The organism is Epilithonimonas sp. (assembly GCF_032054305.1).
Taxonomy (GTDB): Bacteria; Bacteroidota; Bacteroidia; order Flavobacteriales; family Weeksellaceae; genus Epilithonimonas.
The window spans coordinates 408462-433753 of sequence record NZ_DAMBSX010000003.1 but is presented as its reverse complement, the minus strand read 5'-3'; the positions used below and the strand labels follow the sequence as shown (position 1 = coordinate 433753).

Sequence of the window (25292 nt, the reverse complement as noted above, 5' to 3'; positions counted from 1 at the left end):
AATCAAATTCACTTTCTGGTTTAATCTTCATTTATAATTATTAATTAATAAACAATGCCAGATTTTTTACATCCTGATAAAGAGAATTTTTCTGACGACGATTTGATTCAGGAAGAGAAGATCCGTCCGCAGAGTTTCAGGGATTTTGCAGGACAAAGAAAAACATTGGACAATCTGGAAGTTTTCGTAGCTGCGGCTAAAAATCGAGGTCATGCTCTGGATCACGTTCTTTTGCATGGCCCTCCGGGATTAGGAAAAACTACTTTGTCACATATCATTGCTAATGAATTAGGCGTAAATTGTAAAATTACCTCAGGCCCTGTTTTGGATAAACCTGGAAGTTTAGCTGGATTATTGACGAACCTTGAAGAAAATGATGTTCTTTTTATTGATGAAATCCATCGTTTGTCACCGATTGTAGAGGAATATCTGTATTCTGCGATGGAAGATTACAAAATCGATATCATGCTGGAAACTGGTCCCAATGCACGTTCTGTACAAATCGGACTCAATCCTTTTACACTGATTGGAGCAACTACACGAAGCGGAATGCTCACAAAGCCGATGCTCGCAAGATTTGGGATCCAAAGCCGATTAGAATACTACACTATCGAACTTCTGGGGATGATCATCGAGAGAAGTGCACGTGTTTTGGGTGTGAAAATCTACGAGGATGCGGCACTCGAAATCGCAAGAAGAAGCCGGGGAACACCCAGAATTGCAAATGCATTGTTGAGGAGAGTTCGAGATTTTGCCGAAATCAAAGGGAATGGAGAGATTGAGATCAATATCACAAAATTTGCACTGAATTCCCTTAATGTCGATGAGTTTGGATTGGATGATATGGATAATAAGATCATGCGTGTCATGATAGAGAATTTCCGGGGAAAACCAGTCGGAATTTCTGCACTGGCAACTTCTATCGGGGAAAACCCGGAGACTTTGGAAGAGGTTTATGAACCATTTCTGATCCAGGAAGGTTTCATTATCCGTACGCCACGTGGAAGAGAAGTGACCGACAAAGCTTACAAACATTTGAAAATTACAAGACCGAAAAATCCGGGAGAACTCTTCTAAATACACTTATTGACTACGCCGAAATACTTTTTTCGATTTTGGGCAGCTTGATCAACCCTCCGTTCCCGCTTTGTCACTCTGAGGTTCTCGAAGAGTCCACTCAGGTCGGGCTGTTGCAATTCGATGTTTATAATTCAGTATAATTTACTATATTAGTAAAAAACAAAAATTCTTATGAAATCACCTCCTGAGATAAGATTTGACGAAGTCTTGGTGATTCCATATGGCAAATAAAAATCATAAATAGCTACATATGAAACTCTATCCGATCCAATGTGGAAAATTCAAATTAGATGGTGGTGCAATGTTTGGTGTTGTTCCAAAAACGCTTTGGGAAAAAACAAATCCGGCTGATGAAAAAAATCTCATTGAATTAGGAATGCGTTCTCTTTTGGTAGAGGACGGGAAAAAATTGATCCTGATCGATTGTGGCCTTGGAGACAAACAAGATGAAAAATTCTTCGGACATTACTCGCTTTGGGGAGATGATTCCTTAGATAAAAACTTGAAAAGATATGGTTTCGTTAGAGAAGATATTACGGATGTTTTTTTGACACATCTCCATTTTGACCATTGTGGTGGTGCCGTAGAGTGGAATGATGACAGGTCTGGTTATAGGCCTGCTTTCAAAAACGCAAATTTCTGGACCAACGAAAATCATTGGAAATGGGCGACAGAACCCAATCCGAGAGAAAAAGCCAGCTTCCTGAAAGAAAATATTTTTCCATTGGAAGAAAGCGGGCAGCTCAATTTTCTGCCGTTGCCAACTACCGGAAATTATGGATTTGCTCCCGATCTGAAAATGGATGTTATTTTTGTCGATGGTCATACGGAAAAACAAATGCTTCCTGTTCTTCAGTATCAGGAAAAAACAATCGTTTTCGCAGCTGATCTGATTCCTACCGCTGGCCATACTCCGCAAGTTTATGTTATGGGTTATGATACACGACCATTGCTGACGATGGAAGAAAAAGGAAAGTTCCTGAAGCAATGTGTGGACAACGAATATCTTTTATTCTTTGAACATGATGCACACAATGAACTGGCAAGCCTTAAAATGACTGAAAAAGGTGTGAAACTTAATCAGACATTTAGTTTTAATGAAGTTTTTGGATATTAATAAATTATGGATACAAAAGATACGATCTTAACTCAAGACGAAGATATTCCCATACCCAAGATAATTGGATTAACGGGCGGAATTGGTTCTGGAAAAACATCAGTTGCAAAGATTTTGGAGGAAAAAGGTTTTCCTGTATATTATTCTGATGATGAAGCGAAGAATATTGTCAACAAAGATCCTGTTCTGAAAGAGAAAATCATAGAATTGTTAGGAAAAACAGCTTATTCTGATGGCATCTATAATAGGAAATTTGTTGCGGATAAAGTTTTTAATAATTCCAACTTGTTGGAACAATTAAACCATTTGATTCATCCTGCAGTAAGAATAGATTTTGAAAAGTGGGTAGCTTCCCAGGATTCTGAATTTGTTTTTAAAGAAACGGCTCTTCTTTTCGAACTTAAATTGAACCAACAATGTTACAAATCGCTTTTGATTACAGCGGATGATAATCTCAGAATCAAAAGAACGATGGATAGGGATAATAAAACTTATCGTGAAGTGGAAGCCATTATACAGAAGCAAATGCCTGAAAAAGAGAAATGTAAATTGGCTGATTATATCATCTATAATAATTCTGATTTCGAAAGTTTACAAGTTGCAACAGAAGCTGTTATTGATGAACTTAATTAAAATTAATTTATCACATAAAAAATAAAAACCCCGAATATTATTCGGGGTTTTCTATGTATAGAATTAATGATTAATTCTTGATGAATTTGGTTTGAGATTTCTCTCCGTTAGATTCTAATGATAAGATGTAAACGCCTTTTGTCAATTTAGAAACATTTACTTTTCCGTCCGTAGTTCCTTGGTTTACTAATTGTCCGCCTACAGAGTAGATCTCGAATTTAGTTTTAGAAGAAACATTAGAGATATTAATTACATCAGTTGCTGGGTTTGGATAAACGCTGATGTTGTTTTTCTTAATATCTGTTACAGCAAGCGTTTCTGAAATCTTAACGGCATAATCTTCGACTTCGCCATAAGTGAAAGATGCACAAGGTCCGGTTGGTGCTGTGCTATATCTCATGATAACTCTCATTCCCACAGTTTTGTCTCCAGTATATGCAGTAGAAGGGACTGCGAAAGTAGCTGTAACGGTTGCTGTTGTACTGGCAGCACTTGTCATTATTTTTTCAGAATCTTCGTAGGTTCCATTTCTGTTGAAATCGATCCAAACAGCAACTGCTTCGCTATAAGTGGTTCCTGTCCAGGCTTTTGTTACTGCAACTGTGTTTCCAGTAGAACCTTTAACCAACTGAATCAATCTAGTATTATCTGATCCATAGTTAGTATAATAACCCGCTCCGGAATTACTTGTCATAACTGAACCACCGTTAGCAGGAGTTACTACTACTTTGGATATGTATTCATCAGAAGAGTCAGAAGAAGTAACAGAGCAATAAGTCAAACCTGAGGTTCTGAACGTTTTACTGGAATAAGTTCCGGTGGTTCCACTACAGATAGATGCAACTTCTACATTGTATTCTGTGTCTTCTTCTAATTGAGTAAGAGTATAAGTATTGGCTGTGATACCATTTACAACAGTCCAGCTTGCATCTGTGGTCTTTTTGTATCTTAATGAATAAGTTGCATTTGCAATAGCATCCCAGTCTACTTTTGCACCAGTCTGTGTAATATTAGACACGGCAACTCCTGCAGGCGCTGTACCATCACAATTGACCATCGCTGATACATTCACTTTTCCAACAGCGTAGAACACATTGTCAATTGCAGATACTCTAACAATGATTTGTGTGTCTGTAGGAATATTGGAGAAGCTTAATGCTTCTGATCCGTCATTCGCAGTTGATGCTATTAAATCTGTCCAAGTGGTACCGTTGTTTGTAGTATAATCTATCTTAACGTTCGATACACTATATGGTGCAGTATTGGTATTTACTACATCCCATGTAAAGGTAGATGGTGCATTATTATAGACTTTTGTCGTGTTTACCTTGAAAGGGCCATCGCTTCCCACTGTAATTGTTTGAGCTCCAATTTGAGTCTGCTGCTGAGTTATGTCAGCATTGTTGTCTCTTACTGTTACGCGGAAGTTCATTGTTCTCGCGACATTCGATACAGCTTCCCAGTCTGTAGCACTAGACAAAGTACCATTTAAAACATTGCTTAGTTTAGGGAAATATCTATAAGGTAGGGCAGAGCCTGTCAGAGATCTGAATTTTGGACCTGCTGTATTGTTGCCTGTAACGGTTGTTATTGCACTTGTCGCTCTATCATATTCTTCCCAAGTGTAAGTCAGTGGGTCGCTTTCGGCATCTGTAGCAGAAGCCGTCAATACAAATGCTGTTCCTTTTGGGATCGTTTTATTTACTAAAGTAGCAAGAACCGGAGGGTTATTGGTTATAGTAGTATTAACATCACAGCTTTGAGTATTGACATAAGTTTGAACTTGCTCTATGCTTCTAACATGGAAATATGCATCGGAATGAGCCTGTACATCTGCACTTGTAATCCCTGCGTATCCCATAATCGTAGAACCGGAACCTGGCTCCATGTGGGCAGTATTATAAGGTGCAGACTGGATACCATGTGAGAATGTATGGTCAGCTCCAAACTGATGCCCCATTTCGTGAGCCACATAATCTATATCAAAATTATCTCCTTCTGGTCCACCTGATCCCGGAGATGTGAAAGCCGACCCTTTAGCTTCCTCATCAGAATTGCTAGAAGGATTTCGGCAAACATTTCCGATATCTCCTGCACTTCCACCGCCTCCCGAACGTCCGAATAGATGTCCTATATCGTAAGCCGCATTACCGATAACCGAAGTTAATGTTTGTTGGATTTCAAGATTCCAAGCTCCAGCTGCACCTGTAGAAGCATTGGAGTATGGATCGGTAGCTGCATTGGTGTAAATCAATTGAGGAAAATCCTGTACATTCATATGAATGGCAAAATCTTTCTCAAAAACACCATTCACTCTGGTCATTGTAGCATTGATGGCAGCTGCGGCCTGAGGAACACCACCAAAATATGTGGTATATTCTCCTGTTACGGAAATTGCTAATCTGTAAATTCTGTATTTTTTATCGCTAGCCCTATTAAAATTGGTGTTATCATGTGTGAAATCTGTGGAGTTAGACAGATTTTCCATTTGTCTTTTACTTAATAGTGACTCAGATGTAGTACATTCAAAAGCTTTACCTTCGGACCTTTTATTGGTCTTTGGGAAAACACCATAAACGGATTTGTCTTTGTTCTGTGGTTCAATAAACTCATATTGCCCATTTCTGAACATCATGGATTGGAAATCATATGGAGAAATACTGAATCTCACATAAACTGTCGGGTCATCTACCTTTACCCCCGTATAGGATCCTAGTTGATAACGATCGGCCATAGATTTTTCAACTACAGGTAAACTATAGACTGCAAATTTTTCTATCTTACCTTCCAGAGTTGGCAAATTGATAATGATTGCTTTGCTGTTTTTTCCTGTCTCTTGGGCATTTGCCAATTGTGATCTAATAGCATCGATGTCCAATGCATAATAATTAGTAGTTTTTGTTTCGCGTAACTTTTCTCCTTTCATAGATGTCGGACTCCATTGTGTGTATGCAGCCGTTATCATTCCCAAAGAAAAAAGAGTAGTAAAGATTTTCTTCATACTTTAATTTAATTTAATTTTAATTCAAATATATGTGCTTTTCTTGTCAAAACAAAAACGCATCAGTAATTCTGATGCGTTTTTACTATTTTTTTTAAATTTTAATGAATGATATTCACTTATTTTTTGGTTACCATCCTATAAAGGAATAGGAGCAGAACAGATCCACCAATTGCTAAAAGCCAACTTCTTGGACTCCAGAAAGAATCCACATCGCCCCAACCTAGCACATATGTTCCAATTGCTCCACCAAGAAATGAACCTATAATTCCAATGATGATTGTTACAACCCAACCTCCGGGATCGTTTCCAGGATGGATGGCTTTTGCGATTGCTCCGGCGATAAGCCCGAAGATGATCCAAGTTAAAATACCCATAGTTTGATTTTTTAATGTTAATATTAAGTGATTTTGTTATCTCTTCTTGAAGAATGAATTTACAAATTCCATACCATTAAAAATCTGAAGATCTTGGATTTTTTCTCCTACACCTATATATTTCACAGGAATTTGAAATTGATCGGAAATACCAATTACGACACCTCCTTTTGCTGTCCCATCTAATTTTGTGACCGCTAAGGCTGTTACTTCTGTAGCTGCGGTGAATTGTTTTGCCTGTTCAAATGCGTTTTGTCCAGTAGAACCATCTAAAACTAATAAAACTTCGTGTGGAGCATCAGGAATCACCTTTTGCATGACACGTTTTATCTTGGACAATTCGTTCATGAGATTCACTTTGTTATGCAGTCTGCCAGCTGTATCTATAATTACAACATCTGCATTTTGAGCAACTGCAGACTGAACTGTGTCAAAAGCGACAGAAGCCGGGTCAGAACCCATTTCTTGTTTTACAATAGGAACGCCGACTCTCTCGCTCCAAATGACCAATTGATCAACAGCAGCAGCTCGGAAAGTATCGGCTGCACCAAGAACGACTTTCAATCCTTGAGATTTGAATTGATGGGCCAATTTTCCAATAGTGGTTGTTTTTCCGACACCATTCACGCCAACAACCATTATGACGTAAGGTTTTTTACTTGTGTCAATATTGTCTGAGTCCAAATGGGGGTTTTCCAGAAGAAGTCCGGAAATTTCTTCTCGAAGAATATCGTCCAGCTCGCTTACATTGACATATTTGTCTCGTGCTACACGGTCTTCTATTTTTTTGATGATCTTGATGGTGGTTTCTGCACCAACATCTGAAGCAATGAGAACTTCCTCCAGGTCATCAAGGACTTCATCATCTACGGTACTTTTCCCAACAACAGCTCTCGATATTTTATCAAAAAAACCTTGGCTGGATTTTTCCAAACCCTTGTCCAGCGTTTCTTTATCTTCTTTTTTGAATATTTTTTTGAACCAACTCATTTTTAATATAAATGATTAATGATAATCGATTAATGATTTTTTAGATTCGATTTTGAATCGAAAACAAAGATAACAAAAAAACTACCCTTAAAAAGAGTAGTTTCTATATTGTATTCGATTGGGTATTATTTTTTCAAATAACCTTCAACTTCGTCAGCGTTCATTACTTTTTCTTCAAAAACATAAGCATCTGATTTAGATGACTTCACCATTTTGATTACTTTTGTCATTTTTTTTGAACCAGCTCCACCTTGAAGTGTTGCTACTACCTTCTTTGCCATTGTAAAATATTTTTATAGATTACTTAATTTCTTTGTGAACAGTATATTTCTTAAGAACCGGATTGAATTTTTTAAGTTCCAATCTTTCTGTAGTGTTCTTTTTATTTTTTGTAGTAATGTATCTTGACATTCCTGCTACACCGCTTTCTTTATGCTCAGTACATTCTAGAATCACCTGAACTCTGTTACCTTTTTTAGCCATTACTTAGTAGTGTTTTTAATAAATCCGTTTCTAGCAGCTCTTTCAAGTGCTTCCTCTATACCAATCTTGTTGATAACTCTAAGTCCGTGGGCAGAAACTTTAAGAGTTACTGATTTTTCTTGCTCAGGAAGATAAAATTTCTTCTCTAGCAAGTTAATTTCAAAACGTCTTTTCGTTTTGTTATTAGCGTGAGAAACATTGTTTCCTACCATTGCACGCTTACCTGTTATTTGGCAAATTCTTGACATATCTCGATGTTCTTTTGACTAATGAATATTTGAGAGTGCAAAATAACGGATTATTTTCCAGATAGCCAAATTATTTTTAAAATAATTAATAAAAAACGAACGTGAAATATTTGATAATTAATATCTCACGCTCGTTCCTTTATGCTTTATAATAATTTAGTTCTCTATAAAGAATTTTACATTCTCCAAAGGATTTCCAGGCATTGCAATTTTGCCTTTTATAAGGATGGGGCATTGTATCAATTCAGGATTCAAGGCTATAACTTTCAAAGCCTGTTCTTCATTTACCGTTTCCGATTCCGAAAAATATTTTTTGAAAAGTTCTGTGGAATGCCTTAATACTCTGCTCGGGTTCTTATTAAGTTTCTTGAACAAAGTTCTCAGCTCAAACAAACTCAACGGTTCTTTTTTGATGTCAATAATCTGGAATTTGATATCATTCTCGTCCAGGTATTCCAAAATAGCTTTGGATTTCGGACAGCTGTTGTTATGAATTACTTTTATCATAATAGTGATGCATTAATTATGACTTAGGTGCTTTTAATTTTTAGATCTGTCCAATTATTTTGCCAAAAATAATTTAAAACAAACCGTTCAGTTCTGCATCTATTCTTTCCAGAATATACCCGAAATCTTCAGGTCTTTCTACAAAATCAAGATTGTCCACATCTATAACAAGAAGTTTTCCTTCTTTGTAATTTTCTATCCAATTTTGGTATTTGTTATTCAGTTTTGTAAGGTAATCTATGCTTATTCCAGCTTCATATTCTCTTCCTCTTTTGGAGATTTGTCTCACCAAAGTAGGAACATCTGCACGAAGGTAGATTAGCAGATCTGGTGCCGAAACAAAGTCCTTCATTAATCTGAAAACTGATAAATAATTGTTAAAATCACGTTCAGAAAGGAGATTCATTTCAGCAAGATTTTCTGCAAAAATGTGTGCGTCTTCATAGATTGTTCTATCTTGGATCACATTTTTTCCACTCTCGCGGATCTCTTTTACTTGTCGGAATCTGCTTCCCAAAAAATAGATCTGCAAAGCAAAACTCCATTTCGACATGTCACCATAGAAGTCATCCAAATAAGGATTGTGATCAACATCTTCAAATTGTGCTTCCCAATTGTAATGCTTTGACAACATTGTGGTTAGTGTAGTTTTTCCGGCTCCGATATTTCCAGTAACAGCGATGTGCATTCTTCGTTATAATTGATGAGTTATAATTAATAAATGATAATATTGATAAATCGAAACTTGATTTATCGACCATCAATTATTTTTGTAAAGATAAAGTTTGTCTTTTATGAGTGCCAAAAATCCGGAGTTATTTTTATCCACAATCTTTGCGTTTTGATTTTGGAAAATTTCGGATAGGGATTTTCCGTCAAATTTTTTGATGCTTTGGGTTTCAAATATCAGAATATCATCATTGGTGCGGCGTAGTTTTTTCGGATTGCTGATGTTTTCCGAATAGAGCAAAGTCGCTTTTGTGTTGTAAACTTCAAATGTGTTTTCTCTTAGAATATATATCTTATTATTATATACCAGGAAGTCCAGGAGCGACTGCAGGTTGACATTGAAGGGAAAGGAATTAATAACAGAATTGCTTCTGAAGTTGTATTGGATCAATGTTTTGGTGCTGTCATCTATCAACCAGGCAAATTGAAGGTCTTCGGAATAAACGGCTTTAATAAAACCGAAGTTACTGGTGAGATTTACTTTTTGAATTTCATTCAGGTTTTGATCCAGAAATTTGATTTCCTGCGCATTTTCTGAAAACACGACAATATTTAAAGGATTAGTAACACTTTGGACTTTGTATGGGAAAGTCATCATTACTTTTCCAAGTTGCTTGCCTGTAGGGTCATATTTGGTCAAACTTAAATCCTGATTCTTGTATATATAAATGTTTCCATAATCATCTCCCAAAAGTTCTCTTGTGTTTTTTAGCTGCAAAGAGTCCAAGCTGATTTTATCCTGTGAAAAGAAAAATAAAGGGGATAATAACAGTATGAATGTTGATAGCCTCAATTGTTATTGTTTTGCGGCATTCAATGTGATGATCACATCTTTTGTGATGGCTTTGTTCTGGTTATAACTCGCATCACATATGGATGTGGTGAGGTTATAATTGCCTTTGTCTACAAGGATATAGTTCTGCCCATTGGAAGGGACTGTAAGGTTATAGAATTTTTTACCGCTGATCTTCACCACAAGATTACAAGCTGATTTGTTCACGATTTGAATGATTGCCTCTTTTTTGTTAGGGTCATTATTGAATAGGCTTGTAAGGACAGCTGCGGTATTCTTAGCTTGTTCGGATGGTTGTCCTTTTGCCGCTGTCGTTCCCACTTTAGAAGTTTTCTCTATCTTGTTTTCGGTCATGGTTGTGATGGTGGGCTTTGCAACTACGGATGTGCCGGCATATTTCAAAGAAAGAGCTCTCTTCTGGAGTTCCGGAACAGCAGGATGTTTAGGATTGTCTCGGATAAATTTTTCCACAACCGCTCTGTCTGTGGTCTTTTTTGCTTCAAAAACACTTACTTGGGAAAATATACTTATTGATACTAATAAAAATGAAAGTAAAAATATCTTCTTCATTATTTTTTAAGGACTAATTTTATTAAGAACGTAAAAATAGGTCAAATCTTGTAATATCTATTAATATTTTTGATTAAATATATGTTGTTTTGATTGGTTTTTATAAAAATGCAGCCAGTATCTTATTTTTAACTAATGAATGCCAAGGTGTATTATTTTTTATAAAAATCACTATATTTGCACGCTGAAAAACATGAAGTAGGATAATCAAAAATTAAAATTAAAATAATCAATATTATGTCTTATACACCAGTAGCTGCAGATGTAGCAAAACTAAGAAACACGACAGGTGCAGGAATGATGGACTGCAAAAAAGCTTTAGTAGAAGCTGAAGGAGATTTCGAAAAAGCAATTGATATCCTTAGAAAAAAAGGACAGAAAGTAGCTGCTAACAGAGCGGACAGAGATTCTTCTGAAGGTGCGGTTATCGCAAGAGTGAACGAGGATAATACTTTGGGAGTTGTTATTTCTTTGAACTGTGAAACTGATTTCGTTGCTAAAAACGAAGCCTTTATCGAGTTGGCTTATGAATTGGCTGAAATGGCAATCTTTGCTGCTACTAAAGAAGAATTATTAGCTACAGATTTCCACGGACTTACTGTTGCTGACAAATTGATCGAGCAGACAGGTGTCATCGGTGAGAAGATCGAGATCGGAGCTTTCGAAAGAATCGAAGGTCCTTTCTTGGGAGCTTATATCCACGCTGGAAACAAGATTGCTGCAATCACTTCGCTTTCTGCAAAAGTAGACGGAGCGGATGAAGCTGCAAAAGCTGTTTCTATGCAAGTTGCCGCAATGAACCCGATTGCACTAGACGAGAACGCGGTTTCTCAGGAAACGATTGATAAAGAATTGGAGATCGAAAGACATAAATTGACTGAAGAAGGTAAGCCTGCAAACATCATCGATAATATTTTGAAAGGTAAAATGCAGAGATTCTACAAAGACAATACTTTGGTACACCAGGATTTCATCAAAGATTCCAGCGTATCAGTTGCGGACTATGTAAAATCTGTGAACGCAGATCTTAAAGTTACAGGTTTTGTGAGAGTTGCTCTTTCTTAATCTTAGACTTATAAATAAAGTTAAATCCTGCTGTAAAATATAGCAGGATTTTTTATGTCGTAAATATTGAATATTTTTGCAGACTAATTATGTTAAATGAAAGAGGTCGATTCTAATAAATTCCTTGTCAGAATCTATATGATTTGCTCTGTGCTTTTTTCCTTTTTTGGACAGGCGCAGATTACGGTGGATAATAGTACATATTCGCCACAAGAATTGGTAGAAAAATTCATTGGTACAAAAAACTCCAGTTGCGTATCAATTTCTAACGTTTCAGTTACAGGAGGTAATATAGGTGCGGGCGATTCTAGTTATGGTTATTTTACCAAAGGAAGAAGTAATCTGGCAATGGATGAAGGGATTATTTTATCAACTGGAAGCGTCTTGTTAGCTCCCGGTCCAAAATCTTCCAGTATACAAAGTGTGGCAGGTCTTACGGATTGGCCCGCAGATCAAGATTTGGCTGACGCAATGGGGAAACCTAAGTCAGATTTTACAGATGCTACTATATTGGAGTTTGATTTTACATCATCATTGAGTAGCAAAGTCAGTTTTAGATATCTTTTCTTATCAGAAGAATATTATCCGGGCAATTATCGATATAGTGATGCTTTTGCTTTTTTGATCAAAGAAGCAGGAAGTGCAGACGCATATACCAATATCGCACTGGTTCCCGGAACTAATGAGCCCGTGTCAGTAACCACGATCAACGCCAGAGAGAATACAAAATATTTTGATGGCTTTATAGGATACAATAGTAATAGTACTGGCACGAACGATAGTCCAACCAATTTTAATGGTCAAACAAAGATATTAACGGCGGTTGCTGATATTGTACCAGGTAAACTTTATCACATCAAACTCGTAATTGCAGATGAGACGAACTATCAGTATGATTCCGCAGTGTTTTTGGAAGCTGGTAGTTTTACAGGGAATATCGATCTTTTACCAAATATAGAAACTGATGATTCTGCTATTATTTGTGATAATATAACGGGTATTACATTAATGCCTAAAGATTTAATAAGTGATGTGGGAGCAATTTATAAATGGACAGAAGAAAGCAGCCCAGGTGTTGTGTTGTCATCCAATCCTTCCTATCAAGTGTATACTCCGGGAGATTATAGGCTTAGAATTGAATTGAGTAGTGGTTGTACGCTCGCTGGAAATGTAAGGGTAGAAGATGCTCCAATTGCACAAATAGATACTTCTCCTATTGCTATTTGTGATGTTGATTTTGATGGTAGTTTTTCAGCCGTATTGTCTGATTATAATTTTCAAATTGTCAAAAATTTTTCCAGAGATTTCAAAACGTCTTATTATACTTCAACAGGAGTTTTAATTGATCCAGATAAGGAATTTAAGTTTACACAAAACCCTGAGATTATTACGGTTAAAGTTGGCGCGTTCAGTTGTGCGCCAAATTCTTATCAAGTTCAGTTTTATCACGGTCAGCCGCTTGTAATGAATTACCCTCAAAATGTCACACCAACTTTCGATATATGTGATGATGAACTAGATGGATTCAAAGATGTGAATCTTGAAGCTATAGTGGATAGTGAAATGACCAATGTCATAGGGACAACTAAAACGTTTTACAAAACAGAAGCCGAAGCTAAAATGGGAGGTGCTTCTACTGTTGCCAATATTAATCCAAAACTTAGCCTAACCAATGCTGATTTGATTTATTATGTAAGAATAGAAAATTCTGCTGTAGGTACTTGTCCTAATTATGGATCGTTCAGGCTTTTGTTCAAACAACCGAAAAGATCAACGACATTAAAAGATACTTTGATTTGTAAAGGGGATCAAGTAAGCCTCGATGCAGGTTTGGGATTTACCTCATATAAGTGGTATAAAGCATCTGATCCATCAAAATCTATTAGCACTTCACACGATACTCCAAAACTCTCTGCGGATGATTATATTGTAGAGTTGGGATTCAATGGTTGTGTTTATAAACAATCTGTAAAGGTTTCGGAACCTGCCGATCTGGCGATTGATAATATTTTGATAGATGGAAATAATGCAACGGTTCTGGTTTCAAATGGTATCCCACCGTATAGATACTTTTTAGACGGAAAAGAAAATACTTTTTCAAATGTTTTTGAAAATATTCCAAAAGGCGATCATACGATAGAAGTTATGGATGCTTGCGGATATGTGACAAGGGATTTTTCTATTATTAATGTTAAGAATGTCATCACTCCCAATGATGATGGGAAAAATGATACGATTGATTATTCGGACCTTATGACAAAATTAGAGCCCAGGCTCGAAATTTTTGACAGAAATGGAGCTTTGGTTTTCAAAGGAAGCCCCGAGAATCAATATATATGGAATGGAAAACTGAATGGAAGACCGCTGTCCACTTCATCATATTGGTATGTTCTAGAATGGAATGAATCCGGAAATCCTAAAAGAGTACAACATACAGGCTGGATTCTTCTTAAAAATAGGGATTAATTGTGGTGAAATAATAGATTGCTTTTTTTACATTTGTAATACTTTCGACCTAACCATGAAGAAAATATTACAAATTCTGCTATTTTTCCTATTATCGATAAATATATCTGCCCAGATGGATACCGAGCATTGGTTTGCACCGATGTTTGATACTTTTAATTATTCAACCCCAGGCTATGACAACAGCTTGAATGGTGATTTTTTATATCTGTCAACTGATTCTGTTGATGATTTTGAGGTTGTCGTCTATTCTGGCGAAGTAGAAATAAACAGAGTAACTATTCGGAAAGGGAGTCCAAAGTACATTAAGCTTGCTCCAAAAGTTATTACTACACTTGATGCTTCGGATACATTTTTAATAGCAAAAAGAGGATTACATCTTATTGGTAGCCGAAAATTTTTTGCTAATTTGAGATTATTAAGAGGTCCTCATGCGGAGATTATTAATTCCAAAGGCTTCGCAGGACTCGGCACGGATTTTTATGCAATGATGACTCCCCTGTCAGTCCAACAGGCAAATCTGAGTTCACAAGTTAATATACTTGCAACAGAAAATAATACTTCTGTCAAAATCAGTGGCTATAATCCAAATATTAAATTCCAAAATGGGACACAGGTGCCGGAGATTAATGTGAAATTAAACAAAGGTGATTCTTATATGGTCTCTGTCCCCAACAGATCTCCTTATGTTGTGGATTCTACAGGCTTAGGCGATCCTGATGAAAATTACTATGGATTGATAGGTGCAAACATTCGTTCAGATAGACCTATTAGCGTTACAAATGGTAGTTTTAATGGGACTTATGTCAACTCTTCCGGTGGGAATGATATACTTATGGATCAGACGACCCCAGTTAATCGATTAGGGAAAGAATATGTGATTGGAAAGGGTAATGGGCCTATTCGTGCTTCCAATCAAGGGGGGATAGACTCAGAACGTGTTATAGTGCTGTCTACAAAAGATGGTACTAAGTTTACTATTAATGATAGTCCAGTTGTATATACGTTAGATAAAGGAAAATATAAAATTATCTACGGTTCAGAATCTTATAAAATGCAGGCGCCGGATGTCTATAATATGTATATTAAAAGTACAGAAGATATATATGTCTATCAGCTTTTGGCAGGCAGTGCGCTTTTCGACTCGGCTTCGGGCGGGATGAATATGATTCCCGCACTTAATTGTTTGTTGCCTAATCAAATCGTGGAGTTGCCGGAAGTGAATCAAATTGGGACCAAAGATGATTTTGATACTAATGTTAATATCATTACTAGAAATGGAGCTCAGGTAACAATGAATGGAGAAGTGCTAAATGGTTCATATGGACCCTATCCTGTTTCCGGAACTTCCGAATGGGTTCTGTTTACTAAAAAAAATGTAAAAGGGAATCTGTCTATATATTCTACAAAGGCTGTTACAGCAGGCTTGGCTGGTGGTGATAAGGCTGTTGGTTATGGAGGCTTTTTTGGAGGCTTTAGCTCGGTACCTCAAATTATCAAAACAGGTACGTGTACTATTGGAGATACAGAATTGAAAGTTGATGATGGTTATGATTCTTACGAATGGTATTATAATGGTGCATTGATTGCATCGGGAGCAGATTTATTTTTTATAGATCCGGAAAATTATGGTTCGGGGAGTTATTATTGTAAAATTTCCAAATCAGATTGTGGTTCTTTCACGACTGATCCATATATTTATACCAAATGTCCGGAGTTCACAACAAAAAGCTTTGATACAGGCAACTGCAAAATTGTTGAAATACCTGTGGCGTTTTCCTCAGATCCGTTAAAGCCGATTGACTGGGATAGTGTTATTGTTACAGAGAAGCCGGAAGGCGGGTCGGTGGATTATGATAGATCTGCCCATAAGATAATTTTTAATCCGGAGAATACAGATTTAAAAACCGTGACATTCACATATTATTTCGAAGGAACGGCTACGATTCCTGATTCCGAAGAAGTTACAGTTACTGTTAATATTGCTCAGATCAATTTGACGAACATGGAAGATGTACAGTGTGTTGATTTTGATGGGAACGGGGTTTATGATTTAAAGGCTATTTTTGAAAAAACTGTTAATCAGGATTCAACATATGTTAAATATGAGTACTTCGAAGATTTAGCATTGACGCAAAAAATTCCGGAGACTAATTCAGCCAATCCTTACTATCAGGTGGAAAGTTACAAGTCTGAGCCTGGTAAATCTATCTATGTCAAAGTTACCAATATCTATGGTTGCGATAACATCGACAAACCAGCAGAGATAGCACTCAAAACTTTTGAGTTGCCTGTGATCAATACCATAGATGTGAAAGATAATACTTTTGTTACTATAAGTGTGACTAAGGGAAATTCTCCATATCTATATTATATCAAAAAAAATGGGCCATTAGATTATTTGCCGTTAGATGCGGATTATAGCTCGTCAAGCACACTTCCCGTCAAAGATGGAAAAGGTAGTTATACAGTCTACGTAAAATCCGCAGATAATTGCTATCCGGTTGTAAAGACCTTTTTTGTTGTGGGAATCTCAAATATAATCACACCAAATGGAGATGGGAAAAATGATACAACAGATATGTCTATGCTCTCTTATAAGATCAATCCAAAATTCCAAATTTTTGACAGGAATGGACGAAAAATATTTGAAGGGTCTACGGCGAATGATTTCATATGGACAGGTAAAGAAAATGGGATTACTATTTCCACAGGGACCTATTGGTATTTCCTTCAATGGCAGGATTTTGAAAATGCAGAGCCCGATATTATGACAGGTTGGATCCATCTTAAAAATAGGAGTTCAAATTAAAAATATATTAATTCTATTTCAAAAAAAAATTTAATTCTAATTACTTAACAAAAAACCGATAAAGTTTAATAAAATTTTAACCTAATCGGTTTTTTTTTGTAATGCTTCTGCGCATATTTCTGTATAAATTTGCCGACAATATGAAGAAGATATTCACAATTTTGACATTGTTTTGCATGGCCTGTGTTTATGGGCAATTCCTTAATGGTGAAATTTATATCAGAGATAAGTCCAGTCTTTATCTCAATCAGGTCTATGTGACCAATGTTAATGAACACAAGAGTGTTGTTGCTAATTATAATGGTGAGTTCCGTATTTTGGCGAAAAAAGGCGATGTGATCAGATTCACTTCCATTGCTACGGAGAGGAAAGATATTACAGTTACAGAACAGATGTTGGAAAGAAATAAAAACTTTGTAGAGCTACAGATCGCTTATTATGAGATTCAGGAGGTAATTCTAAGTTCTTTTCGTCCAACAGGTAATTTGAGAAGAGATGTTGCTATGTTGAAATCTTCTGAAAAAGCATTTGAATTGAAAAAAATGATTGGGTTGCCCGAGCCGAAAGGAGATGGAACATCGCCTGATATTCCCGTTCTGTCTTTTAATCAAGGTCTGAGTTTCAGTATCGATAGTATTTTTGATTTGATATCAGGAGAAAAGAAAAAGAAAGAACGGTATTATCAATACGAAAAGATGAGTAAGCATATCAAGGACCTGCAGAATTATTTCGGAGATGATTACTTTGTTAAAATGAAGATACCAAAGGAATTGATACCTAATTTCCTGCAGTTTGTTTATAGTTCTGATAACATTACTGCTTTTCTGGAGACGGATAATTATGAAGCTGCGAAGATATATATAGAGAAGTATTTGCCGATATATCTTAGAAGGCTACAGAACTCGCATCTGATGCAAGTTGCAGGAAGTGAAATCAAATAATAAAATATTTTTTATATAAATTATCAAATAATAATGAATTATTTTATTGTAAATCATTAAAATTATTTATTTTTATTGCGTTTTTAAAATTGGAAAGAAGAATTATAAATGGGAAAAGGAAAAAACAAACTTGCTAGATTCGAAGAGAACAGACGTTTAAATAATGTAATTCAACCTACAAGAGAACAAGCCATCAATGATTTTGAACACAAAGGAAAATGGCGCGAGTTCTTTGGAAATAGCAATCCTATTGTTTTGGAACTTGGATGTGGTAAAGGCGAGTATTCTGTCGGGTTGGCAAAATCTTTCCCGGATAAGAATTTCATCGGAGTAGATATCAAAGGAGCCAGATTCTGGTTCGGTGCAAAAGAAGCGATTGATAAAGGTCTTAACAATGTAGCTTTTCTTAGAACCCAGATAGAGCTCATAGATAATGTGTTTGCAGAGAATGAAGTGTCTGAGATTTGGATCACATTTCCAGACCCACAGATCAAATACAGAAGAACCAAGCACAGGCTTACGAATCCGGAATTTTTGGATAGGTACAAACGTATTTTGAAAAAAGATGGCGTGATTCATTTGAAGACAGATTCAGAGTACTTACATGGCTATACTTTGGGGCTTTTGCAAGGTTTGGGACATGAGGTTTTGACTGCGCACCATGATATTTACGGCGCTCTGGAATATCAACCTGATACGCCACTTCTTAGAGATGTGAGGACATATTATGAGGAATTATTTTCTTCCAAAGGAAAAACGATAACTTATATAAAATTTAAATTGAAAGATGAATAAACTGATCTTGCTTATTTTGGGTGGTTGTTTGGCAAGTTGTGCAACTAGTTCTGTTTCTCCTATTCTGAGGAAAAACTCGGAAGTATCATTAGGAATAGACCAGTTTAAGCAAAATCAAGAAAAACTAATTGTGGAAAACAAAGCGGTAAGTCTACTCAATCAGCTTTTCAATTCTGATGAATCTAATAAAAGTATGGTTTTGATCATCAATAATGACTCTGATTGTGATTTTACAATGAACATTATTGGGACAAAGAATTATAGTTTGCCTGTTGGTTCCAAAAAAGCAGAAAGTATAATTCTGGAGCAGGGCGATTATGAGTTGACATCCGAAGTTTGTAAAGGAGCCTACAAAACAAAAAAGACTTTCGCAGAAAATACACAATTGAATATAAAATATACTTTCGTGAAAAATGAACCGGCACCTATAACTGTTGAGCCAGTGATTCAATAAAAAATCTTCCAATATTCTTGGAAGATTTTTTTATGATAGACGAAAGCGAATTATTTTATGATGATTTCATAGATCTTGCTCCAGTTCTTTCCTGTAATTAACATGTTATCACCTTTGAAAGCGATTCCGTTCAGGACATCATCATTTCCAGATGTGTTTTGTTTGGCAATGTTGCTTAGGTCAATTATTCCCGTAACTTCTCCGTTAGCAGGATTGATCTGAAGTATGATGGGTTTTTGCCAGACATTAGAATATAGAGCCCCGTTATGATATTCCAACTCGTTGATTTGGTCATAACCTTCCTTGTCACTGGCGATAGCTATAGTTCTCAATACTTTTGAAGGATTTTCTGGATCAAGGAAATATATGTTCTTGGTTCCATCGGAAACGATCAGGTTTTTACCATCATTTGTCATTCCCCAACCTTCTGCAATTTCCTCTGGATAATCGAATTCCTTTATCAGTTTCATGTTCATGTCATAGATCAGCCCTTTTTTAGAACGATAAGTCAATTGATAAATCTTGTCTCCAAACACTGTGATTCCTTCAGAAAAAATATTACTTGGTTGAGCAACTTCCAAAAGTGGTGTTCTGCTTCCCAAAGTGTATTTCATCAATTTTGATTTTCCTTCAAGGCCTACACTTTCGTAGATTACATCTCCATGATTCTCAAATCCTTCTGTGAAATTATCTGTGTCATGCGGATATTGATTCACGATTTCGTAAGGGATCGCTCGTGCTTTGGCTTTTGCAAAAACATTGATGGTTGCATCTTGATATAGGACCTCGCCTCCTTTGGTTTTGATATTGAAAGTAACATCATTCTCTCCCAAAGAGAAAAAATTGGGATCAATAGAAAGATTGCTTGTTTCTTTATCTCCATAAGTTATAGTAATAGCTTCTGCATAATCCAAAACATCTTGAGGCAATTGTAATTTGTCTCCAAAATGATAACCTTTGTTCTGTACGGCAATATTGTGCTCGTTCAAAGAATTCAATATGTCTTTGTCCTTGTTGCAACTTGCAAGTATCAATAATGCAAAACAGGTGATGAGAATCTTTTTCATTTAAAAGTGGCTGTTTTATTCCCGAATTATAATTTTATAATTCTTTTGGAAAGATTGATTTTTTATGAATAATGCCCAAAAATACAAAATTATGAAAACTAAGGTCTCATAAATTTTTCTTAATTAAACAGAATAATGTAGATTTGTAATGTTATGACCACGATAATTGCAGCTATAGGAAAAAATAATACCTTAGGAAAAGACAACCGGTTACTTTGGCATCTGCCAAAAGACCTGAAGCATTTCAAAACTCTGACGGAGAATCATCCGGTGATAATGGGGAGAAAGACCTATGAGAGTATTGGGAAAGCTTTACCTAACCGTACTAATATTGTAGTAAGCAGAAAAGAGAACTGGTTTCAGGAAGGTGTGTTGATTGTTTCCACACTTAAGGAAGCTATTAAATTTGCTAAAAAAATCAACGAGAATATTTTTATCATAGGTGGTGGAGAGATTTATAAACAAACTATGGAGTTTGCAGATAGATTAGAGATCACGCAAGTGGACGCTGAAGTGGATGCGGATACTTTTTTTCCCAATATTAGCCCCAAATTCTGGCAAAAAATAGATGAGGTGTGTCATGCAAAAGATGACAAGAACAATTACGACTTCTGTTTCCAGACCTACGAAAAAATTAATAAAAATTAAAAATCCAATTTTGATTCTTAAATCTTGAATTTTTTTTCTTAATAATGGATTATCCAAGTAAAGTATTATCAAAGGCAATAGAAGAAATCGCAGGTTTGCCTGGAATTGGCAGGCGATCGGCGCTTAGATTAGCATTGCACTTGCTCCGTCAACCATCTTCTCAAGGTGTTTCTTTGGGGACGGCTATACAGAATCTGGTTACAGATATCAAATATTGCAAAGAATGTCATAACTTTTCTGATCAGGAGATCTGTGAGATTTGTAGTGATGATAAAAGAAATGCTGAGTTGCTTTGTGTGGTGGAGGATGTAAGAGATGTGATGGCGATTGAAAATACGGGAAAATATAACGGACGATATTTGGTTTTGGGAGGGAAGATCTCTCCAATGGAAGGTATCGGTCCAAGTCAGTTAAGAATTGATAGTTTGGAAAAAAAAATAAAGTCTCACACAATAAAAGAGGTGATTTTTGCGTTAAGTTCCACAATGGAAGGAGAAACTACTGCCTATTACATTTATAAAAAATTTAAAGATCAGGACGTTGCATTTTCTAATATCGCCCGCGGAATTGCTGTAGGAGATGAGTTGGAATATGCTGATGAAATCTCGCTTGGCAGGTCCATTATCAATAGAACATCATATAACGAAGCCGGCCTATGAAACTGAGTGTTATTATTGTTCATTATCAGGTTGGTGATCTTTTGAAAAACTGCATTCTTTCCATTCAAAAATATTTCCATGGTTTTGAGTACGAAATTATTGTCGTAGATAATGCCTCTCAAAACTCTTCATGGAAAACACTTATTGCGGACTTCCCAACTGTAAATTTTATAGAGTCAAAAGAAAATCTTGGATTCTCCAAAGCAAATAACATCGGTGTAAAAGCCGCAAAGGGCGAATATGTCTATATCTTGAATCCTGATACGGAGATAGAGGGTGATTATTTCATGGAGATATTGGATTTTGCGGATAGTCAAAAAAATATTGGAGCTATTGGACTTAGGATGCATAATGCAAAAGGGGAGTTCCTACCAGAAAGTAAAAGATCTGTTCCGGCTCTGGTCAATTCCTTTGAAAAATTATTCACAAAACTCCGTGATGATTCCAAAACTTATTACAGAAATGATGTGGATGAGTTTGGAATTGCAGAAGTTGCTGTAATGACAGGTGCAAACCTTCTTGTGAAAAAATCTGTATATGAAGAAGTTGGAGGCTTTGATGAACGTTATTTTATGTATGGAGAAGATATTGATCTTTGCTATACGATTCTTCGAAAAGGTTATAAGAATTTTTATTACGGCAAATACTCTATACTTCATTACAAAGGGGAAAGTACGGTAAAAGATCAGATTTATCTCAAAAGATTTTTCGGAGCAATGGATATTTTTATTGGAAAATATTACAAAAAACAGAAACCGTTTCAGTATTTATTAATGAAGATCGGATTGAAATTCAAACATTTTATCGAAGCCAGAAAGATCAGGAATTGATTTTTTTCTCTGTATGGAAAGTAGATTCTTCTGCAAATTTCCTCAATTCTCCCATTTCTTCTTTAGCTTTCAATTGACCGAATCTTACTGCAAAGTAGGTGAGAGCAATTAATATCAATATAGCAAACGAGGCGGGTAATGCCCAAGGATAGTTGTTGGTATTGATTTGTTTTTCCACATAATACAGTGTGAAAAAAGTCATCCAGGCAACGGTGAGAAGAAAATAAAGAAACATGAAAAATGTCCATACTGCCGGACTTGGGCCAAAAATTCCACGGATTACCGTTGTTGTGTCATCTTCTTTTTCAATTCTTAAGGCCAGATTAGGTTTCCAATAGCTTTCTTCTTTGGTCCTTACAAAGATTGTCGCTACTTCCTTATTGATATTCCCATAGAATTTGTCCTTATTTTTATCCAAATAATTTCTCAGGTTAGATTCATATTCTTCCAAGGATAGATCCGTGTACAGTTTGAATCTTGGCCTGTTTCTGATATGGTTCAACGTCTCGCTCATGTTTTTTTAATTTTAAATCCAATAATTATTCCTCAATATAAGGAATCGGGTCTTCTAGCGTGAATTCGAATTTCATTGGAAGACCATTTCTTTTCACTTCTAGTTTTATTTTTTTGCTTACATCTGTTTTCAGGATGAGATGGATCTTGTTCAGGGTCAGATCTTTCGCATTTTTATTATCAATTTTGACAAGCTCATCGTTCTTATTGATTCCTGCTTTTTGCGCCGGCGAATCTTTTCTCGTCCCTGAAACTAGAAAAATAGGCTTGAGTGTAAATTTGTACTGAAAATTATTACTATTATCAAGAACATTGATCTCGTTGCTTGCAGAGTTCTTTTTCGCGGTCTGTACCTGCACTTGTTCTTTTTCCCAGATCAGACCATCCTGTTTTATTTCCAGTCCGCTTCCATCGATGAGAAAAGGGTCGTTCAGGTGTTGGTTGGCTTTAAAATAAATTTTCTTGCCAGAATAATCGAAGATCACGGAAAACCGTCTTAGAATCTCTGAGCCAATTGAGCCTTTCCTGTCTTTCACAAGTTTCAAATGCTGTATAGAAAATTCATCCGGCATAGAAGCTATGGGTTTGTCGAGCCTGAAGTTTCCAATATAAAGAGAATTGATTCTGCTTCTTTTTCCAAAAATATCACCACTGAAGCCACGTCCCAAAAAATCATCAATATTCGGACGGTTATAGATAAAATCTTTTATAAGTGTAGGGAATAGCCAAACAGAATCTGTGTTTCCGAGATCGAGAAGAAGTTTTGAACTTTGTTTATCATGCTTCATTTCCACATCGGCAAACATATATGGTTTGTTCATCTCTACGCTCATCGGGAATTCCGAATATCTTTTTACTCTTTTCGGAAATTTGGTGTTGTCTTTGTAGACCGTGATGGTTTTCTTCAGATAATTGATCTCGATTGGGTGATTCTTGAAAAAATAATAACCGATAATCCCGTTTACAGGAACTCCAATATCTTGAGATATGTTGAAGTCTTCATCCAGAACAATAAAGACAGTGTGTGATCTGTCGACAAAATGTTCTCCGATTCTAATGTTATTTTTTATAGATTTCAATGCTTCTACACTTACCGTTTCGCCCAGACCTTTGAAGGTGATCTTCTCAATATTTTTAAAATCGACTTCTTTATTTTCAAGACTGAAAAGCAAAGTTTCTGATATGCCGGAGTCTAACATGAAATTAAGTTCAACCCCATTTATCGTCATAGGAATGAAGATGAGGTTGTTGATCAGCTTGAATTTGATGACGGTCTTATCTATGTTTTCCAAAACAAAACCGTCCTGGGCGCAGATGCAGAAACTCCAAAGCAGGCATAAAAACAATTTAATTTTCATCACATCAAATTACATATTATTTTTTTACAAGTTTAATAATTCTTTGGATTGAATTTTAAAATATTTATGTATTTCATAATTTGTTTGATTTTTAGTATATAAAATGGAATGTTATTTGATAGATTTTTATTCAATTGTAAAATATGTTGTCAATCATTTAATTTTAATTTATTAGTTATGAAAAATCTATCAACTATCTTCGGGAAAGACAATTTGGACGAAATCGTTTTCTCCAATAGAAATAAAGCTTATGGTGCCTATGTTCTTCGAAATGAATATTCTAATCAACTTACAAAAGCTCTATTCATAGGAACTGCTTTTATTGCGTCGGTTTCTGTAATTCCGTTTTTAATTTCGGCGCTTAAATCTGACCCAATTATTACCGAGCTCCCAACTTCTGGTCCGGTAATTTTAAAAAATGTTGATCAACCGGATAAGCCCAAACCAACACCAACTTCACCAGTTCAGCAAAATATTAAAACAGTAGAAAATCCAGAATATAACCCAGTTCGCGAAGTGAGAAAAGAGAAACCGCTTCCAACAAAAAAAGATTTTGAAGGTGCTGCAATAGGAACAGAAACTAAGCCAGGAGAAGAGACAACAATTACAGTCGCTCCTCCAGCAACAATTCCAGGGCTGCCAACTGTAGCTCCTTATAATCCTCCAACTCCACAACCGGCTGAAGATCCAAACAAGCTGATAAATCAAAACGAAGCAGATGTTGCAGCAGATTTTAAAGGCGGAATTAATGCTTTTCGTCAAAAGGTAGCCCAAGGATTCGATACGGAATCTGTTGGTCAAGATGGAATGATTTCTGCGATCATTACTTTTGTAGTAGAAAAAGACGGAAGTATTTCCAATTTGAAAGTTAATGGTTCCAATTCAGATTTCAACTCAGAAGCAGAAAGAGCTGTGAAGTCAATTAAAACAAAATGGACTCCAGCCCAATTGAAAGGGAAATCTGTGAGATCTTCATTCAGAATGCCGATTTCGATGAAGATTGAGTAATTTGATAATCAATGGTATATTGATTCTAAATAATTCAGGACTTTATAATTATCCACATTTTCAAGGGAAATGTGGATAATTTTTTTGTTTACCAACTTGTTAATTAACAATACTTTAACGGATTGATGGGTTTTTCAAAACATTCTTA

General features: G+C 36.0%; 26 protein-coding genes. 13 read left to right on the top strand and 13 right to left on the bottom strand.

Translation table 11 applies throughout. From position 1 onward, the window contains the following. The first annotated feature begins 54 nt into the window (after positions 1-54). The 3 genes from ruvB to coaE all read left to right on the top strand — a co-directional run bounded on the left by ruvB (position 55) and on the right by coaE (position 2830). A complete protein-coding gene (ruvB, locus tag RTX21_RS08810) occupies positions 55-1077 on the top strand; it encodes a Holliday junction branch migration DNA helicase RuvB (protein WP_312766914.1) in 1023 nt (340 codons plus the stop codon). Between the two features lie 253 nt (positions 1078-1330). Then, the gene (locus tag RTX21_RS08805) at positions 1331-2197 is read left to right on the top strand and encodes an MBL fold metallo-hydrolase (protein ID WP_312766911.1); all 867 of its coding nucleotides are present in this window, start codon (positions 1331-1333) and stop codon (positions 2195-2197) included. A 51-nt stretch (positions 2198-2248) separates the two neighbouring features. Next, positions 2249-2830: a dephospho-CoA kinase gene (gene coaE / locus RTX21_RS08800; RefSeq protein WP_312767017.1), complete on the top strand. Its 582-nt coding sequence runs from the start codon at positions 2249-2251 to the stop codon at positions 2828-2830. A 70-nt stretch (positions 2831-2900) separates the two neighbouring features. Here coaE and RTX21_RS08795 read toward each other — a convergent pair whose 3' ends face one another. The 10 genes from RTX21_RS08795 to RTX21_RS08750 all read right to left on the bottom strand — a co-directional run bounded on the left by RTX21_RS08795 (position 2901) and on the right by RTX21_RS08750 (position 10528). Continuing rightward, positions 2901-5831, bottom strand: a complete 2931-nt coding sequence (locus RTX21_RS08795; protein WP_312766909.1) for a reprolysin-like metallopeptidase — start codon at positions 5829-5831, stop codon at positions 2901-2903. Positions 5832-5950: 119 nt separating this feature from the next. Continuing rightward, on the bottom strand, positions 5951-6208 hold the full coding sequence (locus RTX21_RS08790; protein ID WP_248874318.1) for a GlsB/YeaQ/YmgE family stress response membrane protein: 258 nt from the start codon (positions 6206-6208) through the stop codon (positions 5951-5953). A gap of 36 nt (positions 6209-6244) precedes the next feature. Next, positions 6245-7198, bottom strand: a complete 954-nt coding sequence (gene ftsY, locus RTX21_RS08785; RefSeq protein WP_312766906.1) for a signal recognition particle-docking protein FtsY — start codon at positions 7196-7198, stop codon at positions 6245-6247. Positions 7199-7323: 125 nt separating this feature from the next. Continuing rightward, a complete protein-coding gene (locus RTX21_RS08780; protein ID WP_312766904.1) occupies positions 7324-7479 on the bottom strand; it encodes a DUF4295 family protein in 156 nt (51 codons plus the stop codon). 19 nt (positions 7480-7498) lie between these two features. Beyond that, positions 7499-7681, bottom strand: a complete 183-nt coding sequence (gene rpmG, locus RTX21_RS08775; protein WP_027384735.1) for a 50S ribosomal protein L33 — start codon at positions 7679-7681, stop codon at positions 7499-7501. After that, entirely contained in the window at positions 7681-7929 is a 249-nt protein-coding gene (rpmB, locus tag RTX21_RS08770) for a 50S ribosomal protein L28 (RefSeq protein ID WP_027384734.1), read from the bottom strand. The genes rpmG and rpmB overlap by 1 nt, the downstream gene beginning before the upstream one ends. 156 nt (positions 7930-8085) lie before the next feature. Next, positions 8086-8436: an ArsC/Spx/MgsR family protein gene (locus tag RTX21_RS08765; RefSeq protein ID WP_312766901.1), complete on the bottom strand. Its 351-nt coding sequence runs from the start codon at positions 8434-8436 to the stop codon at positions 8086-8088. 73 nt (positions 8437-8509) lie between these two features. After that, on the bottom strand, positions 8510-9124 hold the full coding sequence (locus tag RTX21_RS08760) for a deoxynucleoside kinase (RefSeq protein WP_312766900.1): 615 nt from the start codon (positions 9122-9124) through the stop codon (positions 8510-8512). A 72-nt stretch (positions 9125-9196) separates the two neighbouring features. Then, positions 9197-9883 (bottom strand): hypothetical protein, encoded by a 687-nt coding sequence (locus RTX21_RS08755; RefSeq protein ID WP_312766899.1) that lies wholly within the window; start codon positions 9881-9883, stop codon positions 9197-9199. Positions 9884-9961: 78 nt separating this feature from the next. Continuing rightward, positions 9962-10528 carry a DUF6759 domain-containing protein gene (locus RTX21_RS08750; RefSeq protein WP_312766897.1) on the bottom strand — a complete coding sequence of 189 codons (567 nt, stop codon included), beginning with the start codon at positions 10526-10528 and terminating at the stop codon, positions 9962-9964. A gap of 237 nt (positions 10529-10765) precedes the next feature. Here RTX21_RS08750 and tsf point away from each other — a divergent pair, with 237 nt between their 5' ends. From tsf to RTX21_RS08720, 6 genes are all read left to right on the top strand, one after another. Then, the gene (gene tsf, locus RTX21_RS08745) at positions 10766-11593 is read left to right on the top strand and encodes a translation elongation factor Ts (RefSeq protein WP_312766895.1); all 828 of its coding nucleotides are present in this window, start codon (positions 10766-10768) and stop codon (positions 11591-11593) included. Positions 11594-11689: 96 nt separating this feature from the next. Continuing rightward, entirely contained in the window at positions 11690-14059 is a 2370-nt protein-coding gene (locus RTX21_RS08740) for a choice-of-anchor L domain-containing protein (protein ID WP_312766894.1), read from the top strand. A 115-nt stretch (positions 14060-14174) separates the two neighbouring features. Then, the gene (locus tag RTX21_RS08735) at positions 14175-16871 is read left to right on the top strand and encodes a gliding motility-associated C-terminal domain-containing protein (RefSeq protein WP_312766893.1); all 2697 of its coding nucleotides are present in this window, start codon (positions 14175-14177) and stop codon (positions 16869-16871) included. Between the two features lie 140 nt (positions 16872-17011). Next, positions 17012-17812, top strand: a complete 801-nt coding sequence (locus RTX21_RS08730; RefSeq protein ID WP_312766892.1) for a hypothetical protein — start codon at positions 17012-17014, stop codon at positions 17810-17812. 108 nt (positions 17813-17920) lie between these two features. Next, positions 17921-18607 carry a tRNA (guanosine(46)-N7)-methyltransferase TrmB gene (trmB, locus tag RTX21_RS08725; protein WP_312766891.1) on the top strand — a complete coding sequence of 229 codons (687 nt, stop codon included), beginning with the start codon at positions 17921-17923 and terminating at the stop codon, positions 18605-18607. Further along, positions 18600-19061: a DUF6759 domain-containing protein gene (locus tag RTX21_RS08720; protein ID WP_312766889.1), complete on the top strand. Its 462-nt coding sequence runs from the start codon at positions 18600-18602 to the stop codon at positions 19059-19061. The genes trmB and RTX21_RS08720 overlap by 8 nt, the downstream gene beginning before the upstream one ends. Before the next feature lie 50 nt (positions 19062-19111). On the opposite strand, the gene RTX21_RS08715 is transcribed toward RTX21_RS08720, so the two are convergent. Next, the gene (locus tag RTX21_RS08715; RefSeq protein WP_312766888.1) at positions 19112-20128 is read right to left on the bottom strand and encodes a glutaminyl-peptide cyclotransferase; all 1017 of its coding nucleotides are present in this window, start codon (positions 20126-20128) and stop codon (positions 19112-19114) included. 153 nt (positions 20129-20281) lie between these two features. Here RTX21_RS08715 and RTX21_RS08710 point away from each other — a divergent pair, with 153 nt between their 5' ends. The 3 genes from RTX21_RS08710 to RTX21_RS08700 are packed head-to-tail and all read left to right on the top strand — an operon-like array spanning position 20282 to position 22265. Beyond that, positions 20282-20776 (top strand): dihydrofolate reductase, encoded by a 495-nt coding sequence (locus tag RTX21_RS08710; RefSeq protein WP_312766886.1) that lies wholly within the window; start codon positions 20282-20284, stop codon positions 20774-20776. A 44-nt stretch (positions 20777-20820) separates the two neighbouring features. After that, positions 20821-21435: a recombination mediator RecR gene (gene recR, locus RTX21_RS08705; protein WP_312766885.1), complete on the top strand. Its 615-nt coding sequence runs from the start codon at positions 20821-20823 to the stop codon at positions 21433-21435. Beyond that, positions 21432-22265: a glycosyltransferase family 2 protein gene (locus RTX21_RS08700; RefSeq protein ID WP_312766884.1), complete on the top strand. Its 834-nt coding sequence runs from the start codon at positions 21432-21434 to the stop codon at positions 22263-22265. Before recR ends, RTX21_RS08700 begins: the two co-directional genes overlap by 4 nt. Here RTX21_RS08700 and RTX21_RS08695 read toward each other — a convergent pair. Further along, positions 22255-22779 carry a hypothetical protein gene (locus RTX21_RS08695; protein ID WP_312766882.1) on the bottom strand — a complete coding sequence of 175 codons (525 nt, stop codon included), beginning with the start codon at positions 22777-22779 and terminating at the stop codon, positions 22255-22257. The two genes, RTX21_RS08700 and RTX21_RS08695, sit on opposite strands and share 11 nt — an antisense overlap. A 25-nt stretch (positions 22780-22804) precedes the next feature. Further along, positions 22805-24136: an aspartyl protease family protein gene (locus RTX21_RS08690; protein WP_312766881.1), complete on the bottom strand. Its 1332-nt coding sequence runs from the start codon at positions 24134-24136 to the stop codon at positions 22805-22807. Positions 24137-24313: 177 nt separating this feature from the next. On the opposite strand from RTX21_RS08690, the gene RTX21_RS08685 reads away from it, so the two are divergent. After that, positions 24314-25144, top strand: a complete 831-nt coding sequence (locus RTX21_RS08685; RefSeq protein WP_312766879.1) for an energy transducer TonB — start codon at positions 24314-24316, stop codon at positions 25142-25144. The last annotated feature ends 148 nt before the right edge of the window (positions 25145-25292 follow it).

Coding starts and splice junctions, on each gene's coding strand:
- ruvB (WP_312766914.1), top strand. CDS start 55: ATGCCAGATTTTTTACATCCTGATAAAGAGAATTTTTCTGACGACGAT.
- RTX21_RS08805 (WP_312766911.1), top strand. CDS start 1,331: ATGAAACTCTATCCGATCCAATGTGGAAAATTCAAATTAGATGGTGGT.
- RTX21_RS08795 (WP_312766909.1), bottom strand. CDS start 5,831: ATGAAGAAAATCTTTACTACTCTTTTTTCTTTGGGAATGATAACGGCT.
- RTX21_RS08790 (WP_248874318.1), bottom strand. CDS start 6,208: ATGGGTATTTTAACTTGGATCATCTTCGGGCTTATCGCCGGAGCAATC.
- ftsY (WP_312766906.1), bottom strand. CDS start 7,198: ATGAGTTGGTTCAAAAAAATATTCAAAAAAGAAGATAAAGAAACGCTG.
- RTX21_RS08780 (WP_312766904.1), bottom strand. CDS start 7,479: ATGGCAAAGAAGGTAGTAGCAACACTTCAAGGTGGAGCTGGTTCAAAA.
- rpmG (WP_027384735.1), bottom strand. CDS start 7,681: ATGGCTAAAAAAGGTAACAGAGTTCAGGTGATTCTAGAATGTACTGAG.
- rpmB (WP_027384734.1), bottom strand. CDS start 7,929: ATGTCAAGAATTTGCCAAATAACAGGTAAGCGTGCAATGGTAGGAAAC.
- RTX21_RS08765 (WP_312766901.1), bottom strand. CDS start 8,436: ATGATAAAAGTAATTCATAACAACAGCTGTCCGAAATCCAAAGCTATT.
- RTX21_RS08760 (WP_312766900.1), bottom strand. CDS start 9,124: ATGCACATCGCTGTTACTGGAAATATCGGAGCCGGAAAAACTACACTA.
- RTX21_RS08750 (WP_312766897.1), bottom strand. CDS start 10,528: ATGAAGAAGATATTTTTACTTTCATTTTTATTAGTATCAATAAGTATA.
- tsf (WP_312766895.1), top strand. CDS start 10,766: ATGTCTTATACACCAGTAGCTGCAGATGTAGCAAAACTAAGAAACACG.
- RTX21_RS08740 (WP_312766894.1), top strand. CDS start 11,690: ATGAAAGAGGTCGATTCTAATAAATTCCTTGTCAGAATCTATATGATT.
- RTX21_RS08735 (WP_312766893.1), top strand. CDS start 14,175: ATGGATACCGAGCATTGGTTTGCACCGATGTTTGATACTTTTAATTAT.
- RTX21_RS08730 (WP_312766892.1), top strand. CDS start 17,012: ATGAAGAAGATATTCACAATTTTGACATTGTTTTGCATGGCCTGTGTT.
- trmB (WP_312766891.1), top strand. CDS start 17,921: ATGGGAAAAGGAAAAAACAAACTTGCTAGATTCGAAGAGAACAGACGT.
- RTX21_RS08720 (WP_312766889.1), top strand. CDS start 18,600: ATGAATAAACTGATCTTGCTTATTTTGGGTGGTTGTTTGGCAAGTTGT.
- RTX21_RS08715 (WP_312766888.1), bottom strand. CDS start 20,128: ATGAAAAAGATTCTCATCACCTGTTTTGCATTATTGATACTTGCAAGT.
- RTX21_RS08710 (WP_312766886.1), top strand. CDS start 20,282: ATGACCACGATAATTGCAGCTATAGGAAAAAATAATACCTTAGGAAAA.
- recR (WP_312766885.1), top strand. CDS start 20,821: ATGGATTATCCAAGTAAAGTATTATCAAAGGCAATAGAAGAAATCGCA.
- RTX21_RS08700 (WP_312766884.1), top strand. CDS start 21,432: ATGAAACTGAGTGTTATTATTGTTCATTATCAGGTTGGTGATCTTTTG.
- RTX21_RS08695 (WP_312766882.1), bottom strand. CDS start 22,779: ATGAGCGAGACGTTGAACCATATCAGAAACAGGCCAAGATTCAAACTG.
- RTX21_RS08690 (WP_312766881.1), bottom strand. CDS start 24,136: ATGAAAATTAAATTGTTTTTATGCCTGCTTTGGAGTTTCTGCATCTGC.
- RTX21_RS08685 (WP_312766879.1), top strand. CDS start 24,314: ATGAAAAATCTATCAACTATCTTCGGGAAAGACAATTTGGACGAAATC.